Annotated in this window: 10 protein-coding genes; 9 read left to right on the top strand and 1 reads right to left on the bottom strand. The window is 43.2% G+C overall.

The window, feature by feature from the left end:
• Window positions 1-69: 69 nt before the first annotated feature.
• Window positions 70-2361: a family 20 glycosylhydrolase gene (locus ACHWSC_RS13610; RefSeq protein ID WP_394677123.1), complete on the bottom strand. Its 2292-nt coding sequence runs from the start codon at window positions 2359-2361 to the stop codon at window positions 70-72.
• A gap of 262 nt (window positions 2362-2623) precedes the next feature.
• Here ACHWSC_RS13610 and ACHWSC_RS13605 point away from each other — a divergent pair, with 262 nt between their 5' ends.
• The 9 genes from ACHWSC_RS13605 to ACHWSC_RS13565 all read left to right on the top strand — a co-directional run bounded on the left by ACHWSC_RS13605 (window position 2624) and on the right by ACHWSC_RS13565 (window position 21743).
• Window positions 2624-6730, top strand: coding sequence for a two-component regulator propeller domain-containing protein (locus tag ACHWSC_RS13605; protein ID WP_394677122.1), 4107 nt, complete (start codon window positions 2624-2626; stop codon window positions 6728-6730).
• 327 nt (window positions 6731-7057) lie between these two features.
• Window positions 7058-10180: a SusC/RagA family TonB-linked outer membrane protein gene (locus ACHWSC_RS13600; RefSeq protein ID WP_394677121.1), complete on the top strand. Its 3123-nt coding sequence runs from the start codon at window positions 7058-7060 to the stop codon at window positions 10178-10180.
• Window position 10181: 1 nt separating this feature from the next.
• Entirely contained in the window at window positions 10182-12032 is a 1851-nt protein-coding gene (locus ACHWSC_RS13595) for a RagB/SusD family nutrient uptake outer membrane protein (protein WP_394677120.1), read from the top strand.
• 12 nt (window positions 12033-12044) lie between these two features.
• Window positions 12045-12722, top strand: coding sequence for a DUF3823 domain-containing protein (locus ACHWSC_RS13590; RefSeq protein WP_394677119.1), 678 nt, complete (start codon window positions 12045-12047; stop codon window positions 12720-12722).
• 110 nt (window positions 12723-12832) lie between these two features.
• Entirely contained in the window at window positions 12833-14746 is a 1914-nt protein-coding gene (locus ACHWSC_RS13585) for a family 43 glycosylhydrolase (RefSeq protein ID WP_394677118.1), read from the top strand.
• A gap of 28 nt (window positions 14747-14774) precedes the next feature.
• Window positions 14775-17273, top strand: a complete 2499-nt coding sequence (locus tag ACHWSC_RS13580) for a sugar-binding domain-containing protein (RefSeq protein ID WP_394677117.1) — start codon at window positions 14775-14777, stop codon at window positions 17271-17273.
• 249 nt (window positions 17274-17522) lie between these two features.
• Window positions 17523-18314, top strand: coding sequence for an alpha/beta hydrolase (locus tag ACHWSC_RS13575; protein ID WP_394677116.1), 792 nt, complete (start codon window positions 17523-17525; stop codon window positions 18312-18314).
• 126 nt (window positions 18315-18440) lie between these two features.
• The gene (locus ACHWSC_RS13570; RefSeq protein WP_394677115.1) at window positions 18441-20291 is read left to right on the top strand and encodes an FAD-dependent oxidoreductase; all 1851 of its coding nucleotides are present in this window, start codon (window positions 18441-18443) and stop codon (window positions 20289-20291) included.
• 24 nt (window positions 20292-20315) lie between these two features.
• Complete coding sequence (locus tag ACHWSC_RS13565; protein ID WP_394677114.1) at window positions 20316-21743, top strand: DUF5009 domain-containing protein; 1428 nt, start codon at window positions 20316-20318, stop codon at window positions 21741-21743.
• The last annotated feature ends 1 nt before the right edge of the window (window position 21744 follow it).

Raw genomic sequence — 21744 nt, 5'->3', positions numbered from 1 at the left:
ATAAAAAAATCCCCAGTGCGTATTGACTGCACTGGGGATGGTATCACTGCTATTTTATGTCGATTTTTTCTAATCCTTTTTATGGAAAAAAGACGCTTTGGGAATATCGATCACTTTTGAATCATTGACATTGTATTGAAGTTTTAAAGTGAAACCTCCGCCAGCTTCAAGGAAATCTACAGCAATTGGGTGGTAGCCTGCTTCTAGCGCAATCTGTCCGCTTTTCATAATCGGTGCATGCTGCCCGTCATTATCAACGACAAGCTGATCATGGATCCGCAGGACACCACCATCATCACAAGTAAAATAGAAATTATAGATTCCTTTTTCTTTGACGTAGAGATATCCTCTTATTTTTGCACCAAAAGAAGGCATTTTGATGGTATCGCTTAGCGCTACATTGTTAATCACTTCCTGACGCACTTTGGAACCCGAAATGGCAGAAGTATTGGTAAAAGTTCCATTGAAAAATGTCGCCGTAAGACCAGGAACCACGGTGCTTTCATCAACTTTTATACCCTTTTTCCAAGTATCATTTTTAAAATCAACCTGATAGAGCTCACTTTTTGCGCCCGAAGGCGAGATTGTCGCAAAACGAATAGGGCCTTCTTTTTTAACGACAAGAGAGCCGTTCAGCACTGCGCTTTGCTTTGTTGGAAGACTACCATCGGTGGTATAATGTATTGGATTTTGAGGAAGTTCATTCGAGACTTTTAGTGTGGATTGTCCGTCGACAATTACCTGTGTTTCGGCGAAACCGTTGAGGTCTGGCATACGATACCGTAAACCCATTTTGTTCCAAAGTCCAAAGTGTGCAATCACTCGATTTCTATAGCTATCATACAGGGATTTGTTGGTCCATACGCGTTCCGATAAAGCACTTAAACGTGGGAGGATCATAAACTCTAACCGCGCGGTTGAGGGGATCATTTCTGTCCAGATATTGGCTTGTGCACCTTGGATCAAATGTGCTTTTTGGCTGGATATATCCGAAGGTACCACGCTCATATTGTACACGGCATCTAGGCTGCTGCTATTTGGAAGGTAATCAAAATAAAGCGGATTTGTAGGTGTCATAACGACCCTGTGACCACGGTTAACAGCTTCCATAGGTGCGTTTTTTACCCAACCACGCCAGTACATGACCATCATGCTGGTATCGGAACTGCCGTCCAATATTTCATCCCAGCCGATACTCTGTTTATTTTTTGAACGGATAAAATTGTTCACTCTTTTGACGAAATAACCTTGCAGATCATGTAAGTTAGGTATTTGCTTTTCTTTCATAAAAGCCTGCGCAGCCGCTGATTTTGACCAGGAGTCTTTTTCCACCTCGTCGGCACCAATGTGAATATAATGTGATGGGAATAGCTCAATTATTTCGCTTAGTACATTCTCAACAAAAGTATAACTGCTTTCTTTCCAGGGGCTGATCGGTACAGAAAATTGTTTTCCCCAGCCCGCGGACTGACTGTCCAATAGGAGTTCGGGATAGGCCTTTGTAGCCACCATCATATGCCCTGGCATATCTATTTCCGGAATGATTTCTATTTGTCGGCTACCCGCATAAGCTACAATGTCCCTGATATCCTGTTGTGTATAAAAACCGCCATATTCTTCCTTTCCGTTTGTTGTGCGGATCAATTCCTTAGGCAGATTAAAATCGGGATTTTCCTTGGCTTTAACAAAGCAGGCAGAATCCTGATTGTTATACGTCCGCCAAGCCCCTTGTTCGGTTAGTTTTGGGTATTTTTTGATTTCTATGCGCCAACCTTGATCGTCTGTCAGGTGCAGATGAAATTTGTTGAACTTGTAGGTTGCAAGTAGATCGATAAATTTATAAATATAATCTTTTGGAAAAAAATGACGGGCTACATCGAGTTCGACACCTCGCCATTGGAAAGCTGGCTCGTCTTTGACCGTTACATAGGGAAGAGCAAGCTTAGCTGTTGTTCCTGAGAGTAAATATAATTGCTGGATTGTCTGTAATCCATAAAATGCACCCTTTTCAGATGCGGCGATGATCTGGACACCTTTTTGATCTATGATCAATTCATACCCCTCATTTGAGAGCCCTTGATTTTTAATCAATTGCAACGTTGCGCTGGCTTTCTTTACGTTTTTTTTGTTCAGTTTCCCGAATAGGGAATGGTCGATCCATCCCGATAATGATTTAGAAGATAGGGCTGGATCAATATAGTAACCCAATTCTTGACCCTTTAGCTGAAAAAGGCCTGGCTTAGCCTCCAATTGCTGCGGAAATGGAATGAGTTGAGGAAGTGCATTTTTTTGTTGCGCAAAATTTAGTGTCGGCAGGTACAGGGCACAGGATAGGAGTAAGGTTGAGAAGATTTTATTCATGAACGTGTTTTTTGTGATTCACAAGTGTTATTAGATTTTGTTGCAATATACCAATATTTCAGGTATTGGCAGGTAATTTTAGTTGATCAATATTCCGTGAGATTATGCGCAATATTCCTCTTGGTACTATTATAAATGTTTGTTTGACATTTATATATTTATTCTTATCTTTAACTTGAAAATAACCTTTATTTGAATGGGCCTATGTTGTGTTTATATCCTGAATATTTTCATTGTATAGTTGTTGCGGTGCTCAACAATTTTGCAAAAAGTTACAAATGGATTGGGGCGAATGATAGTCGGCAAAGGATCTCATCCAAGAGAACAGGTTGGTGTTGTTAACTTATTTGGTGGTGGCGGAGCTATGAAAAATTTTCTCATTATTATTGTTTTTCTTTGGCAGTTGGCCTATGTTTATGGACAGCCCAACAATGCCCATTTTTTTTCCCTTCAAGATGGCTTAAGCAATCAGCAGGTACTGGATATCGTACATGACGATGAAGGATTTATGTGGGTAGCCACAGAGCTGGGGCTGAACCGTTATGCGGGAAAGTCTTTTAAATCGTATTATGCCGCCGATAAGCAGGACGGTCAATCGATCAATAGCAATGAAATTAATACGTTGCTGTATGCAGATAGGAAAGTATATATCGGAACAAGGTCCAATGGGCTGAATGTACTTGACCTAGGCACAAATAGATTCAGTTATTATACACATGATGCAGCTAATCCAAAATCCATAGCCACGAATGATATTACGGATATGATTGAAGGCAAGGATGGGAAATTGTGGTTAGCGACCTACCATCAAGGGGTGCAGCATTTTGATCCGGTAACGGGAGAATTTAGTCATTTCAATAAAAAGAATTTTCCGGGTCTTCCCGAAAATAGCATTTGGTCTCTGGCCGAAGATCAAAAAAGAATGCTTTACATCGGGCATGTTAACGAAGGTTTAACAATAATGGATCCCATTAGCCATTCTTTGAAAAGACTAACTAATCACAATACCTCCGGACAATTACCGGATAATGAAATTAAAGTTTTGTTTTGTGATCAAGCCGGCAATATGTGGATAGGGACCCGAAAGGGGCTGGCTGTGTATCATCCAGCTTCAGGTAAACTACAGCAGATTTCTTTGGCAAGATTGGCAAAAAATGGAAATGAACCTTTTGTATATGCGATTAAGGAAATTGGCCATACGTTGTGGATAGGGGCCGAATCGTCGCAACTCTTTTTATTGCAGCCGAGCTATGGTTATGATAAGCGTATTGAAGCCGTACAGCATGTAGAGCGTTTTGATCTGGGGAAAGGCAATAATACGATGGTCCAGCATATTACTCCCGATCGGTTTGGAAACGTTTGGCTAGCGTTATATGGTGGTGGCTTGGGAGTTGTGAGTCATATTGCCCCCTTCTTTAGTGTCTTTCCATCAGACAATATGCTGCCGGATCGACTGGCAACAGTGAGCAATGTATTGGTGGGTGAAAATCGGACAATACGTTTGGCGACTGAAGGTTCAGGTCTAGTCGAAATGAATGCGGAAGGGCGTTTATTGAGACAGATTACCAAAAAGAATGGTGGGGCAGACGATTTCCTGCTAACAGCTTTTAAGGATCAGCATCAACATGTTTGGCTCGGATTACGTAAAGGTGGAATTGCCGTTCAATATGCTGGATCGTCCGTTTGGAAAACCATTGATTTAGGTGAGCCTGTGACGGAGGTACGCGCGATTTATGAGGACCATTTGGGACAGATCTGGTTTGCAGCACATCAAGGGGTATTTATATACGATGAAGGAAAGGGGCATGTCCAGAAGCTTTTGATCAACAAACCAATGCTTGGCGATTATGCGCCCCGAACGTTAATGGAAGATGGCCAACACAATATGTGGGTCGGAACTTATGGGCAAGGACTCTATGTTTACGATCCCCAGCATAAACTGCTTCGAAAAATGGACAAGGGTAATGGCTTGCAAAATAACACGATTAATCATTTGTTGCGGGACAGAAATAACAATATCTGGGTGGCTACAAATCAAGGACTGGCTTTACAGGAAGCGGGTAAGAAGATTGGTGATCTGTCTCTATTGATGCCTCCGGGAGGGAATGCATGGCTTTTTGTCAATGGACTCGCAGAAGATCATACTGGAAATATTTGGTGTTCGACCAAATCGGGGATGTTACGCTATGTCCCGAAAGAAAGACGTTTTCTACAATATGACCAGTCTTTCGGTTTGCCATTGGGAGGTTTTATCAATGCAAGTGTAGGAAAAGACAGTGAAGGTCGACTGTATTTTGGGATGCAGGAAGGAATGTGTTATTTCAACCCAGCCACAATCCCGTCCAATTTACCAACCTCGCCCCTAAGTATTAGCCGATTTATTGTTTTTCGATCCGGAGAGTCCGGTACGCAGGTCGATAAATATCCCTCGTCGACAAAGGCAATTGAACTCAATTATGATGAGAATAGCTTTCGTATCGAACTTGCTGTGATGGACTTTGCTCTAGACGGTTTGGTCGAGTTTGGCTATAAATTGCAAGGGCTTAATAGTGACTGGATTTTTCTGGGAAACGAGACCAACCTCGATTTTCGTAATATACCCTATGGTGAACATGAGCTGCTGATTCGCACCCGGATGAAAAATGGGCAATGGTCGCAGGACTACCAGCATCTATTGATCAACATTGCGCCACCTTTTTATCTCAGTTTATCCGCCAAGATCGTGTATCTGCTTCTTGTGCTGCTAATTGGATATATTATCATTTCTTTCTATTTCAAAAAAATGAAAGCTGAATCCGAACTAAAACTGAAAGAGCGGCAACATGTGCAGGACGAACAGTTACATGCAGAACGCCTGAATTTCTATACGCATATAACGCACGAGCTACGGACACCTTTGACGTTGATTCTAGGCCCCCTTGACGACCTGTCCCAAGAGCAGCAGCTTACTGAAAAACATCGCGAACTGGTTCAGACGGTACAGAAAAGCGCTAATAGACTCTTCACATTGGTCAACCAGTTGTTGGAATTTAGGAAGGTAGAATCGCAGTTTAAACCCTTTGTACCCGAAGCTGGGTCTTTGGGAGAAATGCTCGTAGATCTTGCCCATAAATATAAAACATTGAATCACAAACCTGGTCTTCGGGTGTTGTCTGAACTCCCTGTGAGGGATTCACGTACGCTATTTGATGCCGAAATCGTACAATTGATCGTCGATAATTTATTGTCGAATGCCTATAAATATACCGAGTCAGGTTATATTAAACTAAGCTTGCATTACGAAGAATCGGATTTGGACCATTGGGCGGTGTTGTCCGTAGAAGATACAGGAGTAGGTATTAGCAAAGAAGATATCGGTAGGATTTTTGAAAAGTATTATCAGGTTGCGGGTACAGGTACTCAGGGTACGGGTATTGGTCTGGCCTTGGTGAAAGAACTTGTGGCGATCCATCATGGAAAGATTGATGTGAATAGTACATTTGGTCTTGGTACCACCTTTACGGTAAAATTGAAAACCGATCGATTAGCTGTTGAGAATGGCGAGCTGCCTGTTTCTTCGCAACGTCCGCTAGTGCTATTGGTTGAGGATGATCTGGAACTTCGTGAATATCTGGGAAGTACCTTGCAAAGACAGTATGATGTGGTGCTCGCCGAAAATGGAACTGTAGGCTATCAAATGGCGATGGCCAGGGTGCCGGATTTGGTGATCAGTGATATTATGATGCCCGATATGAATGGTTTTCAGCTTGTACAGCAATTGAAACAGGAACGTAGTACAAGTCATATCCCACTGTTGCTATTGACAGCAAAAAACACCGATGCAGACCGACAACGGGGCTATGATCTGGGGATAGACTCCTACCTGATCAAACCAGTTACAGCAGCTTTACTTTTCAAACGTATTGACAATCTATTGAACCGACAGAAACAGATCAATGAACTGGTTTTGGAAAGTTTAAATACAAAACCATCTTTTTCAACTACCAATATAGAACTAGAACAAAAGCCTACGGAGGAACTTTGGCGTGAAAATGAATTTGTTCAGGATTTTATGCAGATTGTCGAACAGCATATGCAGGATGAGGTATTGGATGCTGCTACCCTCGCTGATCGCATGAATATGAGTCAGTCTACCCTTTATCGGAAATTGAAAGGCATCACAGGGAAAAATATCAATCAGCTCGTACGTAAGATACGTATCCATAAGGCGGCAGATCTACTTCGGACCGGGAAGTATAACGTGACTGAAGTGTCATTTATGGTCGGAATCAATAGTGCGATTTATTTTCGGCAATGTTTTAAAGAGGAGTTTGGCCAGCTACCTTCCGAATATCAACGATCCGACAATAAAGCCCGCGTAGTGTATTAAAACAATCCACATCAGATAAGTATGCCCCTACTATTTCAACATAGCTAGGGGCATAGTTTTTTCGTAGATCAGTTTGAAAAAAAACATAAAATATGCCTTAAATATGTTTAAAAAGCTGTTTTTGACTAAAAAATATATGTTTTTTGACGGATTTGTGTACGATAGAATGCTGCAAAATCGGCTAAGTTTGAGGTATTAATCCAATTATAAATCTAGGTAGGGGTGGCAACGATGCAAAAGAAATAACCAAAGTAGACCGTAGTTTACCATCATATTGTCTTGTCCGGCTAGATTGTATTATTTACTGTTTAATTCGTATTGAAATTTATGAAAAACTTAAAGATTGCTTCTTTTTACACCATGTTGAGCGTGATGCCAACATTGCTGTATGCGCAGGAGAAGGTTACGGGACAAGTTTTCAACAAAGCAAACGAGCCTATCGTTGGTGCGAGTGTACTCCTCCTAGAAGGGGGGAAGGGAACCTCAACAGACAAATCGGGGAAATTTGAGCTGAATGCTAACAAAGGAACGCTCGTCGTGTCATTTGTTGGGTATAAGACTCGTCGAGTTCCATTGGATGGAACAACAAATTTAAAAATCCAGCTCGAGGCAGATGAAAATGTATTAGAGGATGTCGTCGTTGTCGGTTATGGTAAACAGTCCAAACGTAATATTACAGGGGCGGTAAGCAATATTAAATCGGAGGATATTGTACGGTCGTCATCGACGACGACTGCTGGAGCTTTGGCAGGAAAGGTGCAGGGGATCTCAGTGCGTGCCAAAGACGCGCGTCCAGGTCGTGGTGCAGCGATCGAAATCCGGAATATGGGTTCGCCTTTATATGTAATTGATGGTGTTGCTTATGGAGGTCAGGAAGGTACTGATTGGGTTGGTACACAGAATGGCTCCGGCGCAGATATCTTTAATTCGCTGAATCTCGAAGATATTGAGAGTATCTCTATTTTGAAAGATGCCGCCGCAGCAGTATATGGATTCCGTGCTTCCAGAGGTGTTGTATTGATTACCACCAAAAAAGGTGCAAAAGGAGAAAGTGCAAAAATTAATATTAATGGCTACCAAGGCTGGCAAAATTTGACACGTTTTCCGACCATGGCGAACGCTAAACAATACACACGTGGATTAGTTGAGGCCGCACAGAATGAAAACCGCGACCCGAAGACGGTATATACGCCTGAAGAGTTGGCGAAATGGCAGGCAGGGACAGAGCCCGGCTACCAAGGCTATGATTATTATGACATGGTGATCCGTAAGAATATTCCACAGCGATACATCAATGCCAATGTCACCGGTGGAAATGAAAAGTCCAATTACTTCCTGTCATTGGGCCACCTCAATCAGGATGCAATGATCAAGGATTTCAATTATAAGCGAACCAATTTCCAAGCCAATATGGAAGCTGAGGTACTCAAAGGACTTACTGTCGGGACGCAGATTTCAGGAAGACATGAAGGAACACAGGATGTTGGCTTACCAGGTGGGGATGGATACTTCTCGTCTATTTTGGCTATTATGAAAAATAGACCGACTGTAGGTCCCTACGCAAATGACAATCCGGAATATATCAATCATACCAATGATTTTCCCTATAACCCGGCTCTCTTTAGTCGCGATATTGCCGGCTATAAAGACAATAAATACCTTGCTGGAAATGTGAATCTCTTTGCGGCCTATAAGACAAATTTTGGTTTGTCGGCAAAAGGAACTGTTTCTTACAATTATACCAACAATAAATTTGAAGGCTTCCAATATACCTATGATGTATATCGGTACGAAAATAATGCCTATAAGCGTACTGGTGGAAGTGATGCTGGCTGGCGTTACGATACCACGAGGGAGATTGTTTCTCGCTTTGCACAGTTCCAGATCGATTATAACAAGCAGATCGGCGATCACACTTTCGCGGGAATGTTAGGCTATGAGCGTTCAGATTGGGACCGGACGTATAAGGCATTGGGCGCAAATCCTTCAAACAATTATATTCCGTTGTTAAGACTGTCGGAGCTCAATAGTTTGGCCGATGAATGGGCTTACGAGGCTCGGGCTGGATATATTGGCCGTATCAATTACAACTACAAGGGCAAGTATCTTCTGGAGGTACTGGGCCGTTATGATGGTTCCTTTAAATATTATGAAGGTAAACGCTGGGGATTGTTTCCAGGAGCATCGGTAGGTTGGCGTATTTCGGATGAAGGGTTCTTTAAACCCTTAAAATCTGTGGTGAGTGACCTTAAAATCCGTGGTTCGATCGGACAAACAGGACTTGAAGAGGGCGTGGGAATGCACGATTACCTTGCCGGATATAATTGGGCGGCTGGAAGTGCTGTCTTAGACGGAGCCTATGTGCCCGGGGTACAGCCTAGAGGTTTACCAGTTCGCAACCTCTCCTGGGTTAAAAATACCAATTATAACATGGGTATCGATGCGACACTGCTGAAAAATAAGCTGACATTGACGGCCGATATCTTTAAAATTATCCGTACTGGATATCCTGGCAAACGGTACGATGTCTTATTACCAGCCGAAATCGGTTACGATCTTCCCAATGAAAACCTTGGTAAGAACGGCTATTATGGAGCCGAAGGTATCATTACCTATACCGATAAGGTCGGTGAGCTTAACTATGTTGTCAGTGGGAATATGACTTTTTCACGTTATCGTGACCTAGAAACCTATAAGCCTCGTTTCAGTAATTCGTGGAATGAATACCGTAACTCGATTGAAGACCGCTGGGGTGGAGTATGGTGGGGATACCAAGTAGTTGGACGATTTCAGTCGGAAGAAGAGATCCGCAACCATCCGATCAATAATGATGGTCAGAACAATAGGACGCAACTTCCTGGTGATCTGATTTATAAAGATGTAAACGGCGATGGGGTTATCAATGATATGGATCAGCGTCCGATCGGTTATCCGACGGGTTGGGCACCGATGATGAGCTTCGGTGGTCGGATAGGACTCGACTGGAAAGGCATCAACTTAAATATTGATCTGGCCGGCGGTGCGGTGCAATCCTGGTTTCAGGATTATGAGTTACGTAATGCCTTCCATGGTGGGGGTAATTCTCCAGCCTATCTACTTGAAGATAGATGGCATCGCAAAGACCCTTATGATCCAAACAGTGAATGGATTCCGGGACGCTACCCTGCGATTCGTAATGGCAACTCAGGTCCCAACAGTCGAAATAGTGATTTTTGGTTGACCAATGTACGTTACCTGCGTGTTCGCAACCTGGAGGTTGGATACAATCTACCAAAAGCATGGATTCAAAAGATAAAGGCCGAAAAAATACGGTTCTATATCAATGCCTCAAACTTGATTTCGTTTGACAATGTCAAAGACTACCAGATTGATCCTGAGATCGAAGCGAGAGCAGCAGTAGTATATCCACAGCAAAGGGTATTTATGGTTGGATTTAATATGACTTTTTAACATGAAACTACGATTTAAACTTACATATATAGGAGTTGCTTTATTGACCTTGTCCTCGTTGAGCAGCTGCAATCACGACGATTGGTTTGACCGGGATTCAAAATCATTGATTACCGATGCACAGCTTTGGAATGACCCGAAACTGTTGACTTCACTCGTCGCCAATTATTACGACAGAATGCCAACGCTACATGGTGTTTTCAATACAGGAGGAATGACCGAATTGGATGATGCCATGTGGTCGGGACATCGCGATCAAAACTGGCGTAATGATTATCAGTTTGGTGACGATTACGGTCGCTATTGGGATTATGGACTGATTCGGGATCTGAACCTTTCTCTCGAAAATATTGATCAGTTCAGTACACAATTGTCTGATGCACAACGCAAGCAGTATAAAGCCGAAATACGCTTCATCCGCGCTTTCGTTTACTTTGAGCTCGTCAAACGCATGGGTGGGGTTCCGATCGTTACAACCCAGCTCATCTATGACTTTAGCGGTGATCCAACACCATTGCAGGTGGCACGTGCCAAGGAGTATGAAGTATACGATTTTATTTACAAAGAATTGGAAGAGATCAAGGAAGATCTTGCCGTCTATAATGCCAGTAAGACCAGAGCCAACAAGTATACAGCATTAGCTTTGGAAAGCCGGGCAATGCTTTATGCGGCATCCATCGCGAAATATAATAATCTAATGGCCTCACCGATAACGACTTCTGGAGGAGAGGTGGGGATTCCAGCCAATATGGCGACGGGGTATTATACCAAGTCACTGGCTGCTTCCAAGGAAATTATGAATGGCCCCTATGCGCTTTATAATGAGAATGCCGATAAAGGTGCCAATTTTTATGATATGCTCAATAAGAAAACTGGTGCTGAAGTCATCTTTGCCAAGGATTTTGTCACGAGTTTAAAAGTTCACCGCTTTGCTTATGACAATATCGTCAGAAGTCTGACCGAAGACAATGAGTCGTCATCGACGATTTCTCCTTCATTGAGTCTTGTAGAAAGTTTTGATTATCTAGACGGTAGCAAAGGTACACTACATGATAAAAACGGCGCAGGAAATTACGTAGCCTACCAAAATATTAACGATATTTTTGCGAATAAAGATGCTCGTTTGTTTGGGACTGTGATTTATCCGGGAACTTCCTTTCGGGGACGTGCTGTGAGTATTCAAGCTGGAGTGGCAACTTGGGGGACGAATGGAGCTTACCAGTTTACAGCAGCGCCACAACTGGGACAGAATTATGCGAGTGGTGGTTTGTGGACCGGCTTTGATGGACCGCTTTATGACGCACAGGACGTCAGCAACACCGGCTTCTATATCCGTAAATTTGTCAGTGATGCGCCGGCAGCCAGTACACGCGGTACATCAGCTGCTAACTGGTGGCCGTGGTTTCGTCTTGGTGAAATTTATCTCAACGCGTCAGAAGCTGCATTTGAGCTGGGACAGACCGTGGACGCAAGAACTTACGTCAATAAATTACGCGAAAGAGCAGGATTTCCGGCCAATAGCGTTAGTAACCTAACAATGGATATTATCCGGAACGAACGCCGTGTCGAACTTGCTTTCGAAGATCATCGTTACTATGATCTTAAAAGATGGCGTATTGCACATTTGGTGTGGGACGGATCGGAAAATGATTCCAACGCTGTTGTATATGGACTATATGCTTATCGTGTCGTGCGTCCAGGGCATGCCGATGACGGTAAGTACATCTATGAACGGGTAAGACCTGCGCGTTTCAGAAAGGCACGCTTTTTCCGTATGGCCAATTATTATGCGTCCATTAGTCAGGATGTCATTAATAAAAACCCTAAAATAGTTAGAAATCCATTCCATTAATCTAGTTGTACCATGAAAATAAAATTTTTAAGCTTATTGGTAGCTTTTGCAAGCCTACTCGTTGTAGGTTGCAAATATGATAATTTTGAAGCCCCAAAATCAACGCTCTCGGGACGCGTTGTTTATGAAGGAAAGGCGATTGGCGTTCGGAATAATGGGCCTCAATTGGAATTATGGCAGGATGGGTATCCGCTTCGCTCAGCAATACCCGTATATTTTGATCAGGACGGCTCTTTTTCTGTTAGTCTTTTTGATGGTGAATACAAATTGGTGCGGAAAGGAGATTCACCATGGCTACAACAGGCAACAGATACGGTATTGGTGCAAGTGAATGGCAATACGACAATTGATGTGCCTGTAACACCCTATTTCACGGTGACAAACGAGTCTTTTCAAAAAAATAATAACAGTATTACTGCTAACTTTACGGTTAATAGAATAGTAGGTACGGCAAATTTGGAGTTTGTGCGACTTTACCTCGGTAAATCTGTTTTAACAGATCAGGTACAACGCGAGCTACGTGTGGATGCCAATTTGGCTAATGTTGCTTTTGGTCAACCGACAAGTATCGTCGGTGAATTGCCGGACAACCTGAAAAACCTCGATTATGTGTTTGCCCGAATAGGGGTGAAAGCTACGGTATCTGGAGAGTATTACTATACGGCAGTTCAAAAAATAGCTTTAAAATAGGTGCTGATGGCAAGTAAAATTGCCGGATTACGAAGCCACGGGATTATATCCCGTGGCTTTTAAAGATGCAAAAAAAATGGTCTAATGCTTATTTATTCTACTAAACCTTCATGAAAAAAAACAAAATTTCAATCTTAGTTACCTTATTTTTAATACATGCTACATGCGGTGTTTTTGCTCAGGCTTATCGCAGCGGACCTACGGACAAAGATTTTGCAGGTTATTTATTTGCCTATTTCAAAGGTAATGCTGTCGCAGATGAGGCTGTTTGTTTTGCGATCAGCACAGATGGCTATACCTACAGAGCCTTAAATGAAAACCAGCCTATTCTGGATTCGAAGGTGATCAGCAAGACTGGCGGTGTACGTGACCCCCATATTCTCCGTGGCGAAGATGGGAAAACATTTTATATGGTGCTCACCGACATGACCTCCTCCAAAGGCTGGGATTCTAATCGGGGTTTGATCCTGCTAAAATCCGAAGACCTTGTGCATTGGTCTCAACAAGCAATCGATATCCAGCAGCGTTTCAAAGGTCAGGAAGCGTTGAAAAGAGTATGGGCACCACAGACTATATATGACCCTTCGGTCGGTAAATACATGGTGTACTGGTCCATGCAGCACGGAAATGGTCCGGATATCATCTACTATGCTTATGCTAATAAGGAGTTTACGGATTTTGAAGCCGAACCTAAAGTGCTGTTTCTTCCAAAAAATGGTAAATCCTGTATCGATGGCGATATTATTGCAAAGAATGGCTTGTTCTACCTTTTTTACAAAACTGAAGGACATGGAAATGGCATTAAGCTGGCGATAACCGATTCACTGACTTCGGGAAAATGGATTGAACAACCGGGTTATAAACAGCAGACCAATGATGCTGTGGAAGGATCCAGTGTCTTTAAACTCAATCAGTCGGATAAATATATCCTTATGTATGATGTCTATGGTAAAGGGAAATACCAATTCTGCATCTCCGAAGACCTTGATCGTTTTAAAGTAATCGACCATCAAATTGACATGGATTTCCATCCACGTCATGGGACCATTATTCCTATTTCAAGACAAGAACTTTTGGATTTGACCTCCAAATGGGGGAAACCCAAAGATATGGAATTCGCATTTCGAAAGAATCCAGTTTTGGATGGCTTTTATGCCGATCCGGATGTACTCTATTCCAATAAAACAAAAAAATACTATATCTATCCAACGAGTGATGGTTTTGATGGCTGGGGGGGCTATTATTTCAAGACCTTCTCGTCTTCCGATCTCAATCAGTGGAAAGATGAAGGGGTGATTTTGGACCTGAAAAAAGATGTTGCCTGGGGACCTCGAAATGCATGGGCACCTACAATTACGGAAAAGAAAGTCAAGAACGATTACAAGTACTATTATTATTTTACAGCAGCGCAAAAGATCGGTGTTGCGGTGGCTGATTTACCTACCGGGCCTTTTAAGGACGCGGGAAAACCGCTGATCGATTTTAAGCCTGAGGGTGTCAATGGCGGGCAGGAGATTGATCCGGCGGTGTTTAACGATCCGAAATCGGGAAAAAGCTATCTGTATTGGGGAAATGGCTATCTGGCTGTTGCTGAACTCAACAAAGATATGGTTTCGATCAAAAAAAATACAGTCAAGGTACTCACTCCGGATAAGACATTCCGCGAAGGTGCCTATGTTGTCTACCGTAAAGGACGCTATTATTTCTTTTGGTCAGAAGACGATACCCGCAGTGAAAATTATCGGGTACGCTATGGAACTGCAACTTCCCCTGATGGACCGATCACTGTTCCGGCTAATAATTTAGTCTTACAAAAAGATCCTGCGAAAGGGATCTATGGCACTGGGCATAATTCGATTTTGCAGATTCCCGATAAAGACGAATGGTATATTGTTTACCATCGATTCAATTATCCCAAAGGTATTGATATGGGCGACGCAGCAGGATTTAACCGGGAGGTATGCATGGATCGTTTGTATTTTGATGATCAGGGCAATGTGTTGCCTGTTGTTCCAACGCTTTAATCACTTGAACCTAATGCAAAAAAGTAAAATGAATAATCTCATAAAAAAACTATCCGTCTTAGCTGTTTCTATTGGTATGGGCATCAGTGGCCTATACGCACAGGCTGGATTTGGTGAGGCCGAAGCGATCAATTCAGACTGGCGTTTCCATTTGGGTGATATCCAGGGGCAGGCCAGCGCAGAAACGAAGCGTGGAGCCTGGCAGCAGGTCCGTTTGCCCCATGATTGGGGCGTAAAATACCCCCTCAGTCCAAGTTTAGCCAGCGCGACAGGCTATTTACCGGGCGGTATTGGCTGGTATCAAAAACAGCTCCCGATACCTATGGAAGATCAGGGCAAAAAAATATTTATCTATTTTGAGGGCGTATACAACCGAAGCGAGGTGTTTATCAATGGTAAATCTGTTGGAAAACGCCCCAACGGCTATATATCCTTTTCTTATGATATCACGTCATATATTGAGTTTGGAAAAGAAAATACCATCGCTGTTAAGGTCGATCACAGTAAAAGTGCCGATTCAAGATGGTACACGGGATCGGGCATTTATCGTGACGTTTGGCTTGTAAAGGCCAATCCCTTGCATATCGATCAATGGGGAGTATATGCCTATCCCGAGCTAAAGCAAGGGAAAGGAATGTTAAATACCGAAGTGACCGTTGTCAATAGTACGTCCAACGGCAGTGCGGTTACCGTTGTGCAGGAGTTGATTGATGCCGCAGGGAAGGTTGTCGCTAATAAATCGGAGAAAGTGAAGGTTGATGCTGCCGCTAAAGCGACGATACAGCAGCAGTTGACGGTTGCAAACCCTAAATTGTGGAGCTTGGATCAACCCGATCAATATACCTTGCGGACAAGCGTATTGCAAAATGGAAAGCAAATTGATCAGTCGGCAATCAAAACGGGCTTCCGAACTTTTACATTTGATCCAAACAAGGGCTTTGCTTTAAACGGCGAATGGATGAAAGTCAAAGGCGTATGCCTACATCACGATGCCGGTGTGCTGGGTGCTGAAATGTATACCGAGGTATGGCGTCGGCGGCTGCAGACATTAAAATCTTTGGGTGTCAATGCCATTCGAACCAGTCATAATCCGCAAGCATCCTCGCTTTACACCTTATGTGACGAGTTGGGGCTGTTGGTTATGGATGAGGCATTTGATGAATGGGAATTTCCAAAACGGAAATGGCTGCAGGGCTGGAATGTCGGAACGCCCGGTTTTGAGGGATCGTATGACTTTTTTGAAAGCTGGGGCGAGCAGGATCTTGCAGATATGGTCAAACGGGATCGCAATCACCTCTCGATTTTCGCCTGGAGTATAGGGAATGAAGTGGATTATCCAAATGACCCTTATTCACATCCTGTCCTTAACGGCGAGAAGAAGGAGGGTGGTTTTACACAGGCTTCGTATGGCGGATACAAAAAGGATGCACCAGATGCGATGCGTCTTGGGGATATTGCCCAAAAACTGGTTGCTACAGTAAAAAAATATGATAAAAGCAGAGCTGTTACAGCAGGGCTTGCAGGTGTGGCTATGTCCAACGAAACAGCCTATCCGGGGGCACTTGATATTGCAGGGTACAATTATACCGAAAGTCGTTATCAACTGGATCATCAGCGTTATCCAGCACGCGTTATTTTTGGAAGTGAAAATCGACATGATCTTCCAGCATGGCTTGCGGTGCGTGACAACAAGCATATATTTGGCCAGTTCTTGTGGACAGGTATTGACTATCTCGGAGAGTCGGGGCGTTGGCCTTCACGTGGATTTTATTCGGGACTGCTGGATTTTGCAGGTTTTATCAAACCGAGGGGTTATTACCGCCAATCGCTGTGGTCCGATAAACCAATGGCTTATTTGGGAACCTATCCATTGAAGGGCGGAGCAACGACTACCGATGTCTGGTCTGCATTGGAATCCGAACAGGGGCAACGGAAAAATGAAGCGCCCTCCATGGATGCCTGGCCAATTTGGAACTATCAGGAGGGGCAGCAAATCAGGGTGGTCTGTTATACCAATAGCCCTCAGGCGCGATTGGAACTCAATGGTAAAGTTGTTGGCGAAGAGAGAAATTACGATGAGAAGACAGGTATCATCTTTTGGGATATTCCCTATGCAACTGGTAAACTAGAGGTTGTTGGTCTGGACACGAATAAAAAAGAAGTAGTTCGGCACACTATCGAATCCAGTGAACGTCCGGCGGCGATCCAGGCGACGGTGATAGGAGGGAAAGCGATTGAGAGCGGTGGCATTTTGCAGGTTGCCTTGCAAGTGGTGGATAAAAAGGGACTTCCTGTAGTCCTTTCGGAAGATGAAATCACCTGTGATATTGCTGGACATGCACGATTACTGGGTATGGAAGCAGGGAACAATGCAGATATGGGCGACTATACCGATAATAAACAGCGCGTCTATCATGGAAAAATGATCGTGTATGTTCAGGCTTTGGGCAAATCGGGCGATACAATTAATATACGATTTACCTCGCCTTGGTTGACTATGGCAAACGTAACCTACAGCATAAAATAATTAACTCACTTGTCTTTATTGAACTTCTGAACTAAAAAAAGCACCGGAAAACTCCGGTGCTTTTTTTATGCCAAAATCTTATTGGATGTTCATTTCACTATTGGAAAAATTACGGTTTTATATAGTTCTTTATAAAATAACGTAATCCAACCTTATTAAATAAAAAAAATTATTAAATACTTTTTTTATTATAAATTTTATTATTAATTTAGCTTCACTATAAATCTAAAGACTGACTCAATTATATCCATGCGTTTAATCATATGCCTTTTATGTGCTGTTGGCACAATGTTGGCCAAAGGACAAGAGCTTTATACGTTACAGTCTGCTCATCTTTCTGGAGTAGATTCCGGCTACGTTTATATACCCAAGATGAAGCCGGACAACCGTGCCTTACCTGTCGTGTATGTGCTGCATAGTCATGGGGCAAATTATAAAAGTCTTTCAAAATTTGTCGATTTTCAGGCATTGAGCGATCAATATGGCTTTGTGGTGGTATGCCCCGACGGTCTTCGGACGAGTTGGTTTTTAGACAGTCCACAAAAAGGCGGAGCACAATTTGGTCGGTTCCTGACAGGGGAATTAATGCCATACATACAGGGCAAATATCATACAGATCGGGACAACTCATTTATTACGGGTGTAAGTATGGGGGGGCATGGTGCACTTTCGCTCTTTTTTAACTATCCATCATTTTTTAAAAGTGCTGGTAGCAGTTCGGGAGTTGTCAATCTGAGACATTCGGCTTTCAAGAAGACAAGTCTAGCCCAACATTTAGGTCAGTACAGCGATCAAAATCCATTATTCGATCGTTTTAGTGTCATCCATAATGTCCATAAGATCGCTGGGAGTGAAAAGACATTTATTTTTGATTGTGGTACTGAAGATTATCTATATGGGGCCAATAAGTCCCTTCGGGATAGTTGTGATGTACTCAAGATCAAAGCCACTTATATTGCGCAGCCCGGCGCACATACCTCTGGCTACTGGGCCAAAACCATTCCGGTTCATTTCGCTTATTTTAATCGTCTGATCCATTAATCGATAACCTATATGTTTTATTCACCTTATACTGATCCCTTAGTCCGGCAACAAAATAGTGTATCCCTGGTTCTTAAACCGGTATTTGGCGCGTATTTTTTAATTATTTACTGCAATTAACTTCATATGAATTGGTTTAAATCTTTTTTTTCTATTTTATTGATTTCTGTCACACTCTCCTCGCAGGGGCAGGCTGTTGCTTCATACGATGTCTTGATTGTGGGAGGGGGCGCAAGTGGTGTTTCTGCGGCTTTGCAAGCTGCCCGTTTGGGAAGTAAGGTCCTTGTGGTGGAAGAGACAAGCTGGTTGGGTGGTATGCTCACTGCCGCTGGGGTCTCCGCTATTGATGGTAACCATCGTATGCCTTCGGGAATATGGGGCGAATTTAGGGCAGAACTTTATGCCTATTATGGTGGTCCAAAGGCAGTGGAAACAGGCTGGGTAAGCAATACGCTATTTGAGCCTTCGGTCGGTAACCGCTTGCTAAAAAAGATGGTTGGAGCCGAAAAAAATATTGCCGTTTGGTATAAAAGTACCCTTTTGGACCTGAAAAAACAGCCTAAAGGCTGGACTGTTACCATTGAGCAGGAAGGAAAAAAGAAAACCGTAAACGCTTCTATTTTAGTCGATGCGACGGAATTGGGGGATCTCTTGCCGCGTGCGGGTGTTGCTTACAGCATCGGTATGGATAGCCGCTACGATACGAAAGAAGAATTTGCTCCCGAAAAGGCCAATTCAATAATTCAAGACCTTACTTATGTCGCTATCCTGAAAGACTATGGTGCCGATCCAAAGAGATTGCTAAAGAAACCTCAAGGTTATGATCCTAAAGAGTTTGAACATGCCTGCGATGTTAAAGATCCTGCTTCACACAGCAATACGCCTATCATCAATTGTGATCAAATGATTACCTATGGCAAATTGCCGAATGGAAAATACATGATAAACTGGCCTAAAGACGGAAATGATATCTACCTGAATATTATTGAAATGTCGCCAAAGACGAGGACGGTGGAATTGCAAAAGGCGAAAGATCATACCTTACGTTTTGTATATCATCTTCAAAATCAGCTTGGTTTTAAAAACTTGGGGCTTGCCGATGATGAATATGATACGGCCGATAAACTTCCCTTTATTGCTTACCATCGCGAGTCTAGACGTGCTAAAGGCTTGGTACAGCTTACATTGCCTTATGTGCAGAGTCCTTATCAGCAGGAGCTGCCTTTGTACCGCACAGGTGGGATAGTAGGCGATTATACCATCGATCATCATCACCTGAAGAACCCGGATGCTCCCAAAATTGATTTTGTTAAGATTCGGGTACCATCTTACAATGTACCCCTTGGGAGTTTGATTCCTGATAAAATAGCGGATTTTATTGTTGCTGAAAAAAGCATCAGTGTGAGCAATATTGTGGCTGGGGCCACCCGCCTTCAGCCAGTTGTATTGGGTATTGGTCAAGCTGCTGGAGTACTGGCAGCGCTGTCTGCAAAACAAGGTGTTGCTCCCAAAGATCTTTCATTAAGGGAAGTCCAGCAAGTACTTTTGGACAATCATGCCTATCTCATGCCCTTTATCGATGTTGATCCAAAAGATAGCCGGTTTCAGGCAATCCAACGTATTGGAGCAACCGGGATTCTTAAAGGAAAAGGGGTGCCCTACAAATGGGCCAATCAGACTTGGTTCTATCCCGAACACCGCATAAGTGAAGTAGATCTGATCGATGGTATGCGTAGTTATTATCCATCGGCCGATAAAGTCGCTGGCTCGGGTGCCGATGTCACAGCAGAATTTTTTGCGGCTCTATTGCTCCAGGTCGACCCCAGTTTGAATAAAGATAAAATCTGGTCCGTCATTGCAGCAAAAGAAAATCAAGTGTTAACAAGGGCTCAAGTGGCAGTTGTGTTGGATCTTATCCTAAAGCCGTTTGAACGGCCGGTGGATTTTACTGGCCAATTTATAGCAACAAAAAATTGATTTCCGAACGCATAGAAAAACGAGATGATACCAATTTTACCAAATTCTACAGCGACCCCACAGCAGCGAAACGATAGTTTGGATGCTCTGCGGGGAATTGCGATCCTTTTAATGGTGCTTTCATCGAGCATTTCATTTGGAAACCTTCCTGCTTGGATGTACCATGCACAGGTGCCACCGCCCAAACATGTATTTGATCCCAGTATAGCAGGTATAACCTGGGTAGATCTGGTTTTTCCGATTTTCCTTTTTACGATGGGGGCGGCCATCCCATTGGCTATGCGGAAAAAAGTGGCTAACCTAAACGCTTTACCTATCGTGGGTGCAATTTTTAAGCGTTTTGTTGCCTTATTCTTTTTCGCCTTATTTTCTTTTTATATGCGCGCTTGGGTTATGAGTGGAGAGCCTGCTGCGTCGCAGTATCTCTTGTCAATCGTGGGGTTTGTCCTGCTCTTTGCACTCTATGCCGATTTAAAGTCCTATTTGCCGATGCGGACCGCGAGACTTGTTCACGTAGTGGCCCTGTTGCTATCTGTTGGGATGCTATATCTATTGTATGCACAAACGGATAGATTTACCCTCCAGAAGACAGATATTATTATTCTGGTACTGGCCAATATGGCTTTGTTTGGAACGCTGTGGTGGTGGCTGACGGCAAAATCCATCTGGTTACGTATAGCGATTTTACCATTTATTATGGGCGTTTTTTTGGGATCCAAAGAAGTCGGTAGTATCAACGAATTTATCTACAAACTCAGCCCTGCGACTTGGCTTTATCAATTTTATTACCTCAAATACCTCTTTATTATCCTTCCGGCTACAGTTGTCGGCGAGTGGATTATTGCTGATACGTCGTTGGTCGACAAACCCGGGATGCAGCGGTCTCAACTGGCATTACAAGGCTTGCTCTGTGCACTTCTAATTGGGCTGAATGTCTTCAATCTCTACATGCGCTATCTCGATATCAATATCGGACTTACCCTGATGTTGATCTTTTCGCTATGCTTCTGTTCAGGTGTTTTTCGGAAGGGCGAAGTACTGACACTACGGGCAAAAATAGCCGTACTCGGAAGCTATCTGCTTTTTTTAGGACTGATCTTCGAAGCGTATGAGGGGGGAATAAAAAAGGATTATTCCACATACAGCTATTATTTTGTCTGTACGGGCTTAGCCTGTTATGCGCTAACAATGCTGTGTTGTATCGAGAATCTTGCTTTTGGAAAACCGCTGTTTCGAGGTATAGCATTGGTTGGTAAAAATCCGATGGTCGCCTATACCGCAGGAAATCTATTGTTGATCCCACTATTGGCGCTTACGGGACTACAGAGCGCTCTTGATCAGATGGGGGCACAGGGTGTTTTTGGGGGAGTGATGCGAGGTGTATTATTCACCGGAATCGTGGCGCTGTTGACGATCGTGAGCAGCCGGTTAAAACTTTATTGGAAGTCATAAA

It is taken from the genome of uncultured Sphingobacterium sp. (assembly GCF_964277905.1).
Lineage (GTDB): Bacteria > Bacteroidota > Bacteroidia > Sphingobacteriales > Sphingobacteriaceae > Sphingobacterium > Sphingobacterium siyangense.
The sequence above is the reverse complement of the archived record's forward strand: the minus strand, read 5'-3'. Positions and strand labels throughout refer to the sequence as shown.